Source organism: Novosphingobium sp., from assembly GCF_030699305.1.
In the GTDB taxonomy this organism is placed as follows: domain Bacteria; phylum Pseudomonadota; class Alphaproteobacteria; order Sphingomonadales; family Sphingomonadaceae; genus Novosphingobium.
Map to the genome: position 1 here is coordinate 1 of NZ_JAUYNB010000035.1, position 13,213 is coordinate 13,213.

Sequence of the window (13,213 nt, forward strand, 5' to 3'; positions counted from 1 at the left end):
TTCGCCATGGCTCATTGCCAGCACCGTCATAGAAGCGTCCTCCCAACCACCGGGAGAACCATGCCACCGTATTCCGCTGACGACACCCGAGGGTGTCATTTCTATCTAGCAGAGGGGTGTCATTTCTAAATGGGGCTTACACAAAATCCAAGATTGATAATATATCTTATGTTAAATGAAATCAACAGCTTATCGTGATTTCAGGACTCAGCCAGCGTCGGTAGCGCCAAAGGCAACGCCAAGTTTCTTGCGCGGCTTGGCGACCTTGGCGGTTTCAGCCTTGGGCTTCGGCTTCTGCCCGGGCTTGCGACCAAGACCGATCCGGACCGCGAGTTCCTTGCGCTTGGCGGCATAGTCGGGTGCGACCATCGGATAGTCGGCCGGCAGGTTCCAGCGCGCGCGGTACTCGGCCGGAGTCATGCCGTGGTCGGTGCCCAGATGACGCTTGAGCATCTTCATCCTCGCGCCGCAATCGAGACAGGTCACGGCGTCGGGCTTGACCGACGCGCGTACCGAGACCGCAGGCGTGAGCTTTTCCTCGACCGGTTCTGGTGCCTGGCCAAGCGCGGCGAGCGAAGCATAGACCGACTGGATAAGGCCCGGCAGATCATTGGCCGAGACCGAATTGTTGCTGACATGGGCGGAGACGATGTCGGCAACGTGGTCCAGCAAGGTTTCGTCGGCCATGATCTTTGCGCTTCCTCGAAGTGGCGATGCCGGACCCTATGGGCGCGCGCGAAGAATTGCCAGTTCATGGGCGCGAATGCAGGATGTCCATGAACAAAAAAATGGGGCCAGCATTGCTGCCGGCCCCGTGAAAGTCTTGGGAGAGGATGCCTGAAAGGCAAGGCTGATATGGGTCGCGGCTGCCTATGCTGCAAGTGCGAAATGGGCCCACGCTGTTGAATTTTACGCACCGGGCGCTTGCCCGAGAAGCCCGAAGGGAGGCGGCGCTGCCGCCTCCCCGGCTCGGTTCAGAGAAAGAGGACTTCCTCGGAGACGATCTCGACCGCGTAGCGCTCCACGCCTTCCCGGTCGGTCCACTTCGAGTAGTGGAGGCGGCCCTGGACCTCGACCAGATCGCCCTTCTTCTTGTGCTTGGCGACCGAGGTGCCGAGGCCATTGAAGGCGGTGATGCGGTGGAACTCGGGGATGGTCTCGGTGTAGCCCGCTTCGTTTTTGACCGTCTTGCCGTCGACCAGCTTGGGGCGGTCGGTGACAAGGGTGAACGAGGTGATCGCAGTTTCGCCAGCGTGGCGGGTTTCAGGGGCGGACGCGATGCGGCCGATCAGGATGACGAGGTTCTTCATGGGTTGTCTCCGGTCTTGAATTCGGCGGAACCGCCCGCCGATGACCCAGACAGGCGGCGCCGTTAGGCCCGGGCCCGCACCGAACGCAGTGAGGGAAACCCAAAAGCGAGGAGTGGTGCGGCAAGCCCGAAGGGCTTCACGGTCCGCTGCTTTTGGGTTGCGGCCAGGGACTGGCGCCGCAGGGTTCATCGGCAAACGAAGGGCGGTTTCGTCAATTCATGCCGGAAATCAGCAAGACCCTGCGCCCGTTAGCCTTGGTCGCTGATCAGCCCCGCCCCGGATCTGCCATCGCAGTGCATGCACGCCTTACCCTCACTGGCTTCGCCGCCTTGCCCGGCGGCATAGTCAGAATGAGGCGCTCCGATCCTTCTCCTTCCGCCCACGCCGCCTCGGTCCTTGGCACCGGAGCCGCACAAGTCAGGGTATCCGAGGCCCGCGCAGCCACCCACCGCAGTGGGCTCTCAGCGCCAAGGTTTGGCGAGACCCTGCGAGATGAGGTAATCGCCTGCGTCCACGCCATTGACCGAGACGGTGGCCAGCGTCCGCCCATAGCGGTCGGTCCCGAGCCGCTCGATCATGACGCGGCCGCGCGACAGAAGCCGGATCAGCGCAACACGCGAAGCTTCCCCGGCGCGATAATCGCACCAAGCGTAGCTCACACGTCGATCCTGGCACTTCGGACTATCGGGGAGCTCGGGGGCATCTATGTTGGCGATCCGCACCCGTTCGCCGCCGCAGCGGATAGTGTCGCCGTCGTGGACCGAGGGCGAAAGACACAGGACGACGGCAGCAAGAACGATAGGCATGGCCGGGACCCTAGCAACCCCTCCCCTTCGCGCCAATGGCCCCGATCGTCACCCGCAGGGCCGGCATTCATGCCGGCGAGCTTGGGTGGGCGGCGGTGCGACAGCGCCGACGCGCGCCCTAGCGAGTAGAGCGGGTTGACCCCAGCCCGCGTGGGGCGCGGGCGCCGGGGTGCCCATTCCCTGCCGCCCCCTCGCCAACCAAGACCAAGCCCGGTATCATCGCCCCGACAGACATCGCCTGGGACCCGCTGCCGCAGGCAGGACAGTGTCCGATCCTAAGGAGGAGGCCAGATGGTTGATCACTCAGACATGCCAAGCGCGCTGCAGGTGGCTCAGGCTATGTCATCCGTGCTGGGCAAGAAGCTCGCCGATCACAGCGCCAGCGAGATCGTGCTTACCCGCGAGGAAGCCGCCCTGTGCTTCGGCTTTGCCGAGGGCGTGGCCGAGAACTTGGCGCAAGACGAACCGGACGGTGGCTGAAACCACAGGCCCCACCCCAGTCTAGCGGACCGTGAGCCCGAGTTCCCCGAGCAATTGCCCCGCCTGCTCACGCGAGATCGTGGCCCCGCGAAACAGGTTGGCATCGACCAGGCGCAGCCCGCCAAGATCGGCACCGCGCAGGTCCGAGCCTTCGAAGCGCGATCCCGCGACCATAGCCTCGCGCAGGCTGCAGTCCTCGAACACCGTCATGCGGAAGTCGCCCTTGCGCAGGTCAGCGCCGGAGAGGTCGACCCGGCGCAGGCTCTCCTTGCGGAAGGAGAAGCCAGGCAGTTTGGCGCTGACCAGCAGCACTTCCTCGAAGTGGATATGCATGGCCCGCGCTTCGGAGAAATCCGCCCCGGTGAGCTTGGTCCCCACGAACTTAGTGGAAGTCAGCGTCGCGCGCCGCCAGACGGAGTTGTTGAAGTCGCCGCCCAAGAACGTAGCCTCGCTGAGATTTGCGCCGACGAAACTGACGAATGGCGCCCGGCAGCTTTGCCAGACGGAGCCTTCAAGCTTGGTGCCGCTGCAATCGGTCTTGCGCAGATTGCAGCCTTCAAACCGCCAGCCCGTCAGGTCGAGCCCGGAGAGGTCAGCCTCCTCGAGGTCGCAATCGGTCACGACCTGCGGCGCGCCGCCAGTGAGCGGGGCAAGATCGGAACGCGTCAGCGTCCGCCCCGAAAGGCCGAGAGGAGAAAACAGGTCGTCCATCCCCCCGCCCTAGCCGTCGGCAGCCGGGGCCGCTAGGCTCCGCTCAATGACCGAACTGCGTGGAGACCTGCCGATCCTCTTGTTCGCGGCGCAGCCTGCGTTCGAGGAATGGCTGGCACAGCAACCGGAAGGTGCCCCCGGCGCATGGCTGCGCTTCGCGAAGAAGGGCACCGCAATCACCAGCCTGACCAAGGCCGAGGCGATCGATGCGGCGCTGTGCCACGGGTGGATCGACGGCCAGCTCGACAAATACGATGCGGAGAGCTGGCTGATCCGTTTTACGCCGCGCAAGGCCCGCAGCAAGTGGTCCGAGGTCAACCGGACCCGGGCTGAAGAACTGATCGCGGCAGGACGCTTGCGTCCGCGCGGGCTCGCCGAAGTGGAACGCGCCAAGGCCGATGGCAGCTGGGCGGCGGCCTATGCGCCGGCGAGCACCGCCAAAGTTCCCGAGGATCTGGCCCAAGCGCTCGCCGCAAACCCCAAGGCTGCAGCGTTCTTCGCCACGCTGACCGGCGCAAACCGCTATGCGGTGCTCTACCGCATCGGCGCGGTCAAACGCGCCGAGACCCGCGCGCGCAAGATCGCTGCGTTCGTCGCCATGCTCGAGCGCGGCGAGACCATTCACGGCTGAGCCGGGCAAGCAGCAGTCCCATCCGCGGCATCTTGCCGCAGGCGAAGGCCCGGCATAGACTGACCCCAGCGAGTCCATGCGGGGCTCGCGTTTAACCGAAGGAGATGCGCGAGAGGTCGAACGGGCAGCGTCGATCGCGAGAAATTGGAGCAAAGACCAATGATCCAGCGATACCGTTTGCTCGGCCGCAGCGTGGCCGAAGGCGATGAACTTCAGCCGATGCTTGCCAAAGCCTACGCGCAAAAGGCCCAAGTCCTGTGCGAATGCCGCAAGGGGACCGACCTGCCGCTCTACATTTCGCACCGCAATGACCGCTACGTGCTCGCGCGCTGGCCGGGCTCGGGCGCGCGTCATGCGACCGCCTGCGATCACTACGAGGCGCCCGATTACCTGACCGGCATGGGCCAGGTGCGCGGCAGCGCGATCCTCGACGACGAAGCGAGCGGCGAGACCGCGCTCAAGCTGGGCTTCCCCCTGTCGCGCGGCGGCGCCCGGCTCGCGCCGGCAGCGCTGACCAACGACAAGCCGACGGTGAAGTCGTCGGGGCAGAAGCTGTCGATGCGCGGGCTGCTCCACGTCCTGTGGGATCGGGCCGAACTGACGCACTGGCATCCCAAGATGGCAGGCAAGCGCAGCTGGTTTGTGGTGCGCCGCGCGCTGCTCGAGGCGGCGGCCTCGTGCCGGACGAAGCAGGAGGCCCTGCCCCACGTGCTGTTCGTGCCCGAGAGCTTCAAGCTGGAGGAGAAAGAGGACATCCGCGCCCGCCGCCGCGCCGCGCTCGAGCGGGTCTATCGCTCACGTGACGAGCTGATGGTGGTGGTAGGTGAGATCAAGGAGATCGTCTCGGCGCACGGCTCGGAGCGGATCGTTCTGCGCCACGTCGGCGACATGCCCTTCGTGATGGACCCGGACATGGCGCGCCGGTTCCACAAGCGCTTCGCGGGCGAGCTCGCGCTGTGGCAGGCGCAGCACGGCGCCAAGGCCGAGCAGGATCACCTGGTGATCGCGGGCTCGTTCGCGCGGCGGCGCGAAGGCACGTTCGACCTGATAGAGGTCGCCCTAATGCCGGTGAGCGCTGAGTGGTTGCCATACGAGACCAGCGACGAGCGCTACCTGATCGCCAAGGCGGTCGCCGAGAAGCGCCGGTTCGTGAAGGGTCTGCGCGTCAATCTCGACGTCGACACGCCGATCGCGAGCCTGGTGCTCAAGGACACTGGCGAGGAAGCCTGCGCGGTCCATATCCATGACCGCGACAACGAGGTGGCCGAACCGCTCGAAGCGCTGCTTGCCGGGCAAGGCGTCGCACACCGGTTCTGGAAGGAAGGCGAGCCGCTCCCGGCGCGCGTCACGCGGCCCCGGCGAAGCTGGGAAGCTCAGGCTGCAGCCTGATTCTTCAGCTTAGTCTTCCGGACGGGGCAACGGCCGGGTCGGCAGGAGATCGACCCGGTGGGGCGCGGGCGCGGCGGCGCGCAGGGCTTCGAGGCGCGCAGGGACTTCATCGGCGTGCTGGGTGATCTCGATCCGCTGCAGGGACACGATCGTCCAAACCGCCAGGTCTGGGTTGTCGGTCACGTGGACCGAGTAGGCGAGCGGCAGCTTTTCGGGGTAAAGCCAGAGCAGCAGCACCGGCAGCGCCGCGAGATTGGGGCGGCCGTCGATCGCCAGCAGCGTCAGCACGCCAGTGTCACGGTCGTAGCGGCAGCTGATCCCGAGCGGCTCGGGATGGCCGACGAGGCCGAGGATGGTCTCCTTCGCTTTCGCGCCGAACACTGCATCGAGTTCGCCCGGCGGCTGCGCGGATGCATCGCTCGCGAGGTCGGCAAGGAACAGTTCGACCGCGGCGAAGCGCGCGGCCTCCTCGCGGGTGCAGGCGATTTCGAGAGTGAGCGTGCGTGACGACATGGTCTGAGGCTTTCGCTTGGCATCGCGCAGCGCCGCTGCCCCGCGTCATGACGGCGGGACACCGTCAAGAACGGCGGAAATGCACGGGATTGAAGGTTCAGAGGACGAGGTGGCGCTCGACGTGCGCGCGCTCGCGGACTCGCTGGAGGTTGTAGACGGGGACGGCGTAGGTCGCGGCAATACGCAGCGCCTGGCCGGTGCCGCCCGAAGCCTCGCCATCAGCGGTCCAGCACAGCACGAATTCCGAAGGGCTATCGAGCGCGGGGCCCAGAATCTGGAAGACGTTGCGGGTGTGAAGGTCCTGGACGAAGTGCGACAGCCCGGCGAAAGCCGGATGGTGCGCAGCGGCGATTTCGCGCGCCCTGCCCCAGATCTCCTCGCCCAACACGCCCGCATGAAACGCGCTTCCCGAGCCGCGCCAGCCTGCCGCTGGCAGGAAGATCTGCGCCGCGTCGCCCGCGCCGCGTTCGAAGGCGCTGTCGGCGCCGATCGCGTGACCCGAGCGCAGGACATAGCCGCGCTTGAGCAGGGCAAAGGCGGCGCGGGTCATCAGGCTGAGCATTTCGGGTGGCGTCGCGCGCGCGCCAATCCCGGAATAGAAGCGAAGCATGGCCGGTCTCCCCAAAGGAACACCAGCTCCAAGCCCCCTCCCCTCACTGGTCGTCGGCGGCGTCCGGATACCAGTCCAGCACCGGTGGGTCGGAATGGCTCGCATCGTAGGCGGCAATGGCCGCGTGGGTGATCCAGGTCGCAGGGCTGCGCAGCGCGACATAGGCGCCGTAAAACCGCCCGCCGCGTTCGACGAACTGGGCATGGACATCCTCGGCTACCGCCTCGCTGACGAGGAACCCCGGCATGCCCCGGATATGGACCGGCGGCAGGACGCCGAGCATGTCGTCGTGGAACGCCTCGCTCACCCGCGACAGCGGGAAGCGGGCGAGAAGTTCGGCAATTGCCGCATCGTTGTTGTCGGTCATGCCCGTGCTCCTCGCAGGAGAACGAATGGCGGGATGGTCAGCTCGGCGCGGGCCATCTCGCGTTTGAGCTCGCGCAGACGGGTGAAGCCTTTGATCCATGACGGCGGGAACAGGACCCATTCGTCCTCGCTCGCCGTGTAGTCGCGCAAGGGACCGGTGCCGTCGTACAGCACGATCTCGGGCATGAACGCTCCGAGGCAACCGCCCGACCAGCGGCGGAACGGCAGGCCGTGCTCGCAGCAAAAGGCGTCGACTGCGGGGATCTGCCCGCCGTTGAGCTCGGTGCCGTAGAGTTCGAGCGGCTCGCCCGCGACCAGCGCGGCGGCGTCGAACGGCTCGCCGTCCCATTCGGTGCGCAAGTCATAGTCGGCCGCGTGGGCGGCGAAGACCTCAAGGTGTTCGCGCGGCAACGTGCCGCCGATGGTGATGTGAATGGGAGCGCGGTTGCCCATGGGCCAGGTCCTTTCGCAGGTGTCGTTGATCCGACCCCGCTCAAGTCCCTCTCCCCTCGATAGTCAGCTGCGGCGGGCGGCCCAGCGCTCGGGGGTGCGGTCGACCTCAAGCGCACTTGAGCATGTCTGGCACAGCGCGAATGCCTCAGCCGGGGTTCCTGCCAGCCATTGCTCCCAGTCGCTCCGCGCCAGCACGACAGGCATGCGGTCGTGGACGTCGGCCATTTGCGGGCAGCCATCGACCATCACCATCGAATAGGCCTGGCCCCATTCCTCGGTCGGACGCCAGAGCCCGGCGACGGCGAAGACCTCTTGGCCTGCCAGCGAGTACCAGGTGCGGGTCATCGCGCCTTTGTCGCCTTCGGCTTCGGCCCAGGCACTGACCGGGATCAGGCAGCGGCGGCGCTCGAAGCTGGCCCGCCAGAACGCGGTGCCGAGCTTGTCCTCGCGCGCGTTGTTGACCGGCTTGGGCCTCAATGGCTGACCGCTCTTGCCCTTGAGCACGAGCGGGAACCCCCAGGTCATCACCCGGGCCTCGCCTTCGGCGACCACCAGCCCCGGATAGCCAGGATAGACCTCGGCCGCGAAGTTGGCGCCCTGCCCTGCCCGCGCGCCGAATAGCCGGGCAATCTCGGCGGGCGCCTTGGTCATGCGGTACAAATTGCACATAACCCGATGCTCGGTTGGACGGCTGCCCGTGTCAATCCAACAGACCCACCCTTGCAAATATGTTCCCTCTATGTTCTGTTGCTCTCATGGAACGAATCGATACGTCTGCGGTCGCGCATGCGATCTTGGGCGCCCCGGGCTGGGCGCGCATCGGCATCACCGCCCCAAGCTCCTGCCTGCGCGAGGACGCCGCACTGGAACTCGCCCGGGTCATCGCCGATGCCGTAACTGCGCCTGCCAGCGAAATGGCCGAAGCGCAGACGTCGCTGCCGCTCTGAGGCAAACGGGACAGCGTCACTCGGCAAGCATATCCAGCAGCGGGATGAGCTGCGGATCGATCGGAAATCCCAGACGGCGGGCAAGGTCAGCGGCGTGTCGGAAATCGGCGGCGCGCACGTGAAGCGTTCGCGCGAGCGCGGCGAGGTCTTCGCCGGGGCGCGACGCTGACAAGGCGTGAAGTTTGCCGCAGGTCGCGGTCACCGCGAACGGCCAGGTCATGGCAATCGCCACAACCTGCTCGGCCAGCACGATGAGGGTGTCGCCAGTCTTGATCGCCTCGTCGCACTGCGAGGCGTCGTACGCATTGCCGGTGCTCGCAAAGGCGTGATGGCGCCGGGTCTCGAAGGCGAAACGTTCGCTGTCGGTCAGCATGTCGGGATCTCCAGATTGCCCCAGGCAAATGAAGAGGCGGAACGCCGGGCGGGGGGGGGGGGTAGCCGGCGTTCCGCCTCAGGCCGCGCGGGGGGCTCATCCGCGGCCTTTCACGGGGACGGGGACCCGCGAGTGGGTCCCCGTCAGTGGAGTGGTCGGACGATCAGGCGTCGACGAGCGGCGGAAGCGCGCCATCGTGTTCAGCGCCGTCCTTGGCCTGCGCGCGGCCGCGCTTGCCCGGAGGCGTCGCGGTGCTGTCGCCAAGGCCGTCTTCGTGGCGGGCTTCGCCGGCCTGCTCGCCGCCTGCACGGTCACCGGCGACGTCGTCGGCACCGAACATTTCGCTCTCGCCGTATTCGGCCGAGCCGAGCTGGCTGCTGCGGCGGCGCGGACGCTGCCAGGCCACCGCCATCGTGCCGTCCTCACGCGGAAAAGCGGCGATGTAGAGCGGCTGCGCCATCGACGGATCGTCGATCTTGCCCTGGTAGAAGCTCTCGCCGGTCGAGTTCGAGGAGAGTTCGAACAGCGCGCCGACGATCACCCAGCGGCGCTGATCGTTGAGCGCGACGATTTCGTACTTGGGCGCGCGCGGGTTGCTGGAGGTCACCGGACGGAGGCCGATGGTGCGGGTGATGGTGAGCGTTTCGACGGAGCCGATCAGCTGGCCGTTGGCGTTCTTGCGGATTTCACCGATGTTCATGGACTGTCTCCTGGTAGGATCGATTGCGACCGAACCCCTTGTCCGGTCACTCTCTTCCCACCCCCCTTCCCTCCCGGCCGTCAGGCCGAAGCTGCGGGCAATGCCCGCAGGGGGAGACCCGTCCGGTGATGTACTATGCTTTCAGGAGGTGAGACGGTACCTGGATGACCCTGCATGCGGATTGTACTTCCGCTATGCTCTTTGGGGATGATGCGATTGACGACGGCAACGGGGCTTCGCAGGATAGCCCCGCAGCTGAGCGGCCAAGCACGCAGATTGGGAATGAATATGTCAGTAAATGAGGCAGCGAAGCTGGGGTCTTCGATCAAAGATGCGGCTTCGTCGTCAGAATCAGTTCTCGTTGAAGCAACAGTTCAGACACGTGACGACGGATCCGTGCCAATTGCAATATTGAGCGCCGACGAAGCGGTCAGAGTGATCAACGCCCATGCACCGCGGATAATATATCTTGTTGAGCAAGTTTTCGACCTTGCTGATGAGATCGAAGCTGCGCAGGATGAACTGGATGACCTTGGCGTCGAACACTCGCCTAGTCATTTGAAGGCAACCCAGCGCAGGTTTGCCGCCTATGACGGGCAGATTGGTGCGACAATCGCGAGTTTCATGATTGACGGGGTGCTTCATACTGCGGTCGCCACCGCAACTTGGCACGACGAATTCGGAGACGCCGTCGAGGCGATTCTAGAAGTTGCCCGCGAAAACGCCAGTGCCGGCCAAGCCTCGAAACATTCGGAAGAAGCCAAGGCGATCGACCGCAACGCGCTGGTTCTGCTAAAACACCCGTCCTTCAATCATGGACGTGTCTCGTTCGACAAACGCATGGCGCTAGCTGAAACACTCTTTCAGGATTGTGCCCTCCACACACTTTCCGACATTACGCGGCGGGCGGAGACCTTGTTCTGGCTCGAGCAATCTGGCGTAAAGGTCGATGGGAATTGAGCAGGACTCACCGACACACCCGGGCGTATTCTGATCTTTTCTTGGATTTCCTCGGGCATCATTTCGAGCGCAACTTTCGTAGGCTGGTCTGGTCGAAGTCACTCGAGAAAAACGCAACCGGCCAGTCAGCGGAGCTCTCGTCTTGTCACCTCCGAGCCTTCGGCAGCTTATCTAGAATTGAGCGCAATGCAGAAGGGCTATCGCATTTTGCGTGCCATGAGCTGACAAAGAGGCGTGCTCGTGTCTCGTCAGGAAAGGCCCTCTTGGCTGCGTCGACAAGTTGCCGTTGATACCCCTGGACAGCGGCAGCTGCTGCTAACCGAGCATTCCTCTCCCGGGTCGCCACGCGCAGGAAGGAAAATGCCTGAGTTAGATTGCCGTCAGTCTCGCTCGCCCATTCTAAGAACGATACCGACGCGTTCGGCACGTTTTGGTTGAGCCAAGTGTTGGCATCTGGCCCAAGGTCTTCACGCGCCGAGGTCTCAAGATTATTTCTGCGGTCCAAAGCTGCCGCAACCTTTTCCTTCGCTAGCTTTGCGGCTTGCTCTTCGATTGCTGACAAGCGTGCTTGCCGCATCGGCTCAAGTGGGAGCCCGCATAGGTCGTCAACGACGACCGGCTTGAGATATGAGTCAGCCATTCGCACGAGTGCTTCGACCCTGGACAAAAGCGAATCGTATGCGGCCCCTCCGCTTCGAGCAACTTCGGTGGGCGATACGCCATCGACATTGTACTTACCCAACCACCTCGCTTTTACCTCGTCAGGATCAGGGGCTCCAGCGGCTTCGAGCACCCGTCGAATTTTCCAGCCCAATTCATGAAGTCTGTAGATGCGTCCGTGCAATTCCGACGCAACGAAGAAGGCCTCTTCGTCCCGGTCCCACACAACAACGTCTTGGTTGACGGCAAGATGAGCCAAGTAGTGAAATATCGCATTATCCGCGCTGCCGAAGCTGGATGTGGTGTATCCTGCTTCCTCCAACCTCTTCCAATTATAGGCACTCAGATCTGACCGGATCATCCAGGTGGGCAGGCGATTGGCATACCCTTGGTAGTCCGGCCAATCGCCACGGACTTTGATCCTAGATCCGGGAGTGCTGCTACGCGAAGGTGCGACAATACCCGTGGCAAGCAGAGCTGCTTGCCACACCGGCAGGCAACGCAGAACCAATGTTGGCAATCCACAGGCACGCCTATCTCGTCGAGCAAACCCACCTCTTCGAGCGACGCCAGAGACTCCCGATGGTAGTCGTAGTCGACTTTGCCGCGCGGCTTGCGCTCGATATGAAACTTGAGGCGTCGACCGCGCTCCTCCTTCTTGGCTGCGACGCGGCTCTCAAGGCGGGCTTGTCCAAGACTGCGTTCGGGATGATGGATCCATTTGCGAACACAGTTATGAAGGATGGCCTCGTCCAGTTCCTGCATGCTGATCTGCTGAAACCTCAGGGAATTGAGGTCAATTTCGATCATCGGAATATCGACGGCGGCAACCTTCTCCTGTTTTGCATCGTCAACAGCGTGTGCAACTTTGAACTCGACCGCAAATTCGTTGCTCGACAACACGACGATGGCGTCAGGTCGAAATCCTGGTCGGTCCACCTCGATGACGACACGATCAAGCTTAAACCGGCCTCCTTCGAACACGATTTCCTCGACGCCTTCTTGTCGCAAGACGAGCGGCGCAAAGGTTAGTTGTCGTTCGCGTTCCAGCAACTCCTTGGCATAAACATGCAGAGCCGTTTCGCCAGCACAGCGGGAATCCGGCAAATGTGCAAAATGTGGCCGCGCCCTGGTCGAGATTCTCAGCTGCAAGAGTTCGCCGCAATCTAGGCAGCGGAACGGCCCCATTGACCTACCGGAAATCCGATCGACGTGACGTGCGATGCCATCATTGCATCGCGCAAATGGCACCCTCAGGTCGCCGGACCTTTGCCATGTTGTGGCACAAGGTCGCCTTGCGTCAGTCAATATTCAATACACATAGCGGTCGATCCGACGCTACGCACGACGTCGGTCTCGGGATTTGTGACCGCTCCGGCCCATACCAGCAAATGAGTGGTTACGTTTGCCGCCATCGTCACCTCCAATCACGCGACGAGCGATCGTCGCGTTCGCCAAAAACCTAGCAACGCTCCAACCGTGTCCCGGGTCGATTGAGCCCCCAACGCCGATCGATGTAGAACTCCAGTGATCTGCGAATTTGAAACTTCAGAAGATCGTCGGTGAAGCCGTATTCAAGCCGGACAGCAGCCTTCTGCTCGTCCGAAAGCCCATCCAGAGGCCTAAGCCGTACCTCCACGATCTCCTCCCAATCGGCATCCCGCGGATGCTCCTGGTCGATCACCGCGATTGAAAAGCTGCTTTCGGGCGACACTCGTACCGGCAGGTAGTCGCGCCATTCCTGATGGTGAAAACTCCACGCTCTGACATGTAGACGCTCGCCATCAGACGCGAAATTTGCAGGCGCAATCCACTGATTTTGGCGAAGGCCAGTCGACATCGAGACATAGTCGATCTCGATCTTCATCTGCTGCTCGATCGCCTGATAGAGTTGGCGCATCACAAATGGCGGAGACTGCCGAACGGGCGTGGGTAGCATTGAGAAGTCGTCGGATCCTGGGCTTCTGACAAGCACATCAGGCGAGCCGGCTTCGTACGTGAAGGGCAACCCGTTATGATTTCTGTCGGCAAGGTAGCATTTGCGGACCGTGTCATACCTAGGCTTTGGCTCTGACACCCGCTCCAAATACTCTCTGAAGTCTATGGCCGCCTGCGGCGACGATATTCCAAATCGTTCGATCAGGTCTTTACGATTCACTTGCCCGCGCCAAGTCAGGCATTGATCTAGATAGACCAGGCGGGCGAACATGGCAGGCTTGAGGGTGGGATCGCTCATTGAGGCAAACGCTACTTGACTCAGTTTGGGCTGTCTATATAAATTTTATACGTATTGAGATTCGGGGT

At 63.3% G+C, this 13,213-nt stretch carries 19 protein-coding genes; 5 read left to right on the plus strand and 14 right to left on the minus strand.

Going from position 1 to position 13,213, the window contains the following annotated elements; translation table 11 throughout:
* Positions 1-207 precede the first annotated feature (207 nt).
* The 3 genes from Q8Q53_RS13930 to Q8Q53_RS13940 all read right to left on the minus strand — a co-directional run bounded on the left by Q8Q53_RS13930 (position 208) and on the right by Q8Q53_RS13940 (position 2,116).
* Positions 208-687: a MucR family transcriptional regulator gene (locus Q8Q53_RS13930; protein ID WP_305702389.1), complete on the minus strand. Its 480-nt coding sequence runs from the start codon at positions 685-687 to the stop codon at positions 208-210.
* 287 nt (positions 688-974) lie between these two features.
* Complete coding sequence (locus Q8Q53_RS13935) at positions 975-1,310, minus strand: single-stranded DNA-binding protein (protein WP_010890940.1); 336 nt, start codon at positions 1,308-1,310, stop codon at positions 975-977.
* A gap of 461 nt (positions 1,311-1,771) precedes the next feature.
* Positions 1,772-2,116 (minus strand): thermonuclease family protein, encoded by a 345-nt coding sequence (locus tag Q8Q53_RS13940; protein WP_305702390.1) that lies wholly within the window; start codon positions 2,114-2,116, stop codon positions 1,772-1,774.
* Positions 2,117-2,407: 291 nt separating this feature from the next.
* Here Q8Q53_RS13940 and Q8Q53_RS13945 point away from each other — a divergent pair, with 291 nt between their 5' ends.
* Positions 2,408-2,596: a hypothetical protein gene (locus Q8Q53_RS13945; RefSeq protein ID WP_305702391.1), complete on the plus strand. Its 189-nt coding sequence runs from the start codon at positions 2,408-2,410 to the stop codon at positions 2,594-2,596.
* Positions 2,597-2,617: 21 nt separating this feature from the next.
* Here Q8Q53_RS13945 and Q8Q53_RS13950 read toward each other — a convergent pair whose 3' ends face one another.
* Positions 2,618-3,307 (minus strand): pentapeptide repeat-containing protein, encoded by a 690-nt coding sequence (locus Q8Q53_RS13950; protein ID WP_305702392.1) that lies wholly within the window; start codon positions 3,305-3,307, stop codon positions 2,618-2,620.
* A 46-nt stretch (positions 3,308-3,353) separates the two neighbouring features.
* Here Q8Q53_RS13950 and Q8Q53_RS13955 point away from each other — a divergent pair, with 46 nt between their 5' ends.
* The gene (locus tag Q8Q53_RS13955) at positions 3,354-3,938 is read left to right on the plus strand and encodes a YdeI family protein (protein ID WP_305702393.1); all 585 of its coding nucleotides are present in this window, start codon (positions 3,354-3,356) and stop codon (positions 3,936-3,938) included.
* Positions 3,939-4,097: 159 nt separating this feature from the next.
* Positions 4,098-5,327 carry a DUF1173 domain-containing protein gene (locus Q8Q53_RS13960; RefSeq protein ID WP_305702394.1) on the plus strand — a complete coding sequence of 410 codons (1,230 nt, stop codon included), beginning with the start codon at positions 4,098-4,100 and terminating at the stop codon, positions 5,325-5,327.
* A 9-nt stretch (positions 5,328-5,336) separates the two neighbouring features.
* Here the strand turns inward: Q8Q53_RS13960 and Q8Q53_RS13965 are convergent, their stop codons facing one another.
* The 5 genes from Q8Q53_RS13965 to Q8Q53_RS13985 all read right to left on the minus strand — a co-directional run bounded on the left by Q8Q53_RS13965 (position 5,337) and on the right by Q8Q53_RS13985 (position 7,938).
* Positions 5,337-5,840, minus strand: coding sequence for a hypothetical protein (locus Q8Q53_RS13965; protein WP_305702395.1), 504 nt, complete (start codon positions 5,838-5,840; stop codon positions 5,337-5,339).
* Positions 5,841-5,937: 97 nt separating this feature from the next.
* Entirely contained in the window at positions 5,938-6,450 is a 513-nt protein-coding gene (locus tag Q8Q53_RS13970) for a hypothetical protein (protein ID WP_305702396.1), read from the minus strand.
* Between the two features lie 43 nt (positions 6,451-6,493).
* Positions 6,494-6,817 (minus strand): hypothetical protein, encoded by a 324-nt coding sequence (locus tag Q8Q53_RS13975; RefSeq protein ID WP_305702397.1) that lies wholly within the window; start codon positions 6,815-6,817, stop codon positions 6,494-6,496.
* A complete protein-coding gene (locus tag Q8Q53_RS13980; RefSeq protein WP_305702398.1) occupies positions 6,814-7,269 on the minus strand; it encodes a hypothetical protein in 456 nt (151 codons plus the stop codon). The genes Q8Q53_RS13975 and Q8Q53_RS13980 overlap by 4 nt, the downstream gene beginning before the upstream one ends.
* Before the next feature lie 63 nt (positions 7,270-7,332).
* On the minus strand, positions 7,333-7,938 hold the full coding sequence (locus Q8Q53_RS13985) for an SOS response-associated peptidase (RefSeq protein ID WP_305702399.1): 606 nt from the start codon (positions 7,936-7,938) through the stop codon (positions 7,333-7,335).
* 86 nt (positions 7,939-8,024) lie between these two features.
* Here Q8Q53_RS13985 and Q8Q53_RS13990 point away from each other — a divergent pair, with 86 nt between their 5' ends.
* On the plus strand, positions 8,025-8,216 hold the full coding sequence (locus Q8Q53_RS13990; protein WP_305702400.1) for a DUF6771 family protein: 192 nt from the start codon (positions 8,025-8,027) through the stop codon (positions 8,214-8,216).
* A gap of 16 nt (positions 8,217-8,232) precedes the next feature.
* Here Q8Q53_RS13990 and Q8Q53_RS13995 read toward each other — a convergent pair whose 3' ends face one another.
* Both Q8Q53_RS13995 and Q8Q53_RS14000 read right to left on the minus strand, forming a co-directional pair.
* Positions 8,233-8,589, minus strand: coding sequence for a hypothetical protein (locus tag Q8Q53_RS13995; RefSeq protein WP_305702401.1), 357 nt, complete (start codon positions 8,587-8,589; stop codon positions 8,233-8,235).
* Between the two features lie 163 nt (positions 8,590-8,752).
* On the minus strand, positions 8,753-9,289 hold the full coding sequence (locus Q8Q53_RS14000; protein WP_305702402.1) for a DUF736 domain-containing protein: 537 nt from the start codon (positions 9,287-9,289) through the stop codon (positions 8,753-8,755).
* Positions 9,290-9,505: 216 nt separating this feature from the next.
* Here Q8Q53_RS14000 and Q8Q53_RS14005 point away from each other — a divergent pair, with 216 nt between their 5' ends.
* On the plus strand, positions 9,506-10,249 hold the full coding sequence (locus Q8Q53_RS14005) for a hypothetical protein (RefSeq protein ID WP_305702403.1): 744 nt from the start codon (positions 9,506-9,508) through the stop codon (positions 10,247-10,249).
* 145 nt (positions 10,250-10,394) lie between these two features.
* Here Q8Q53_RS14005 and Q8Q53_RS14010 read toward each other — a convergent pair whose 3' ends face one another.
* The 3 genes from Q8Q53_RS14010 to Q8Q53_RS14020 all read right to left on the minus strand — a co-directional run bounded on the left by Q8Q53_RS14010 (position 10,395) and on the right by Q8Q53_RS14020 (position 13,145).
* Entirely contained in the window at positions 10,395-11,270 is an 876-nt protein-coding gene (locus tag Q8Q53_RS14010; protein ID WP_305702404.1) for a hypothetical protein, read from the minus strand.
* Complete coding sequence (locus Q8Q53_RS14015) at positions 11,267-12,097, minus strand: competence protein CoiA family protein (protein ID WP_305702405.1); 831 nt, start codon at positions 12,095-12,097, stop codon at positions 11,267-11,269. Before Q8Q53_RS14015 ends, Q8Q53_RS14010 begins: the two co-directional genes overlap by 4 nt.
* Before the next feature lie 274 nt (positions 12,098-12,371).
* Complete coding sequence (locus Q8Q53_RS14020; RefSeq protein ID WP_305702406.1) at positions 12,372-13,145, minus strand: hypothetical protein; 774 nt, start codon at positions 13,143-13,145, stop codon at positions 12,372-12,374.
* Positions 13,146-13,213 lie beyond the last annotated feature (68 nt).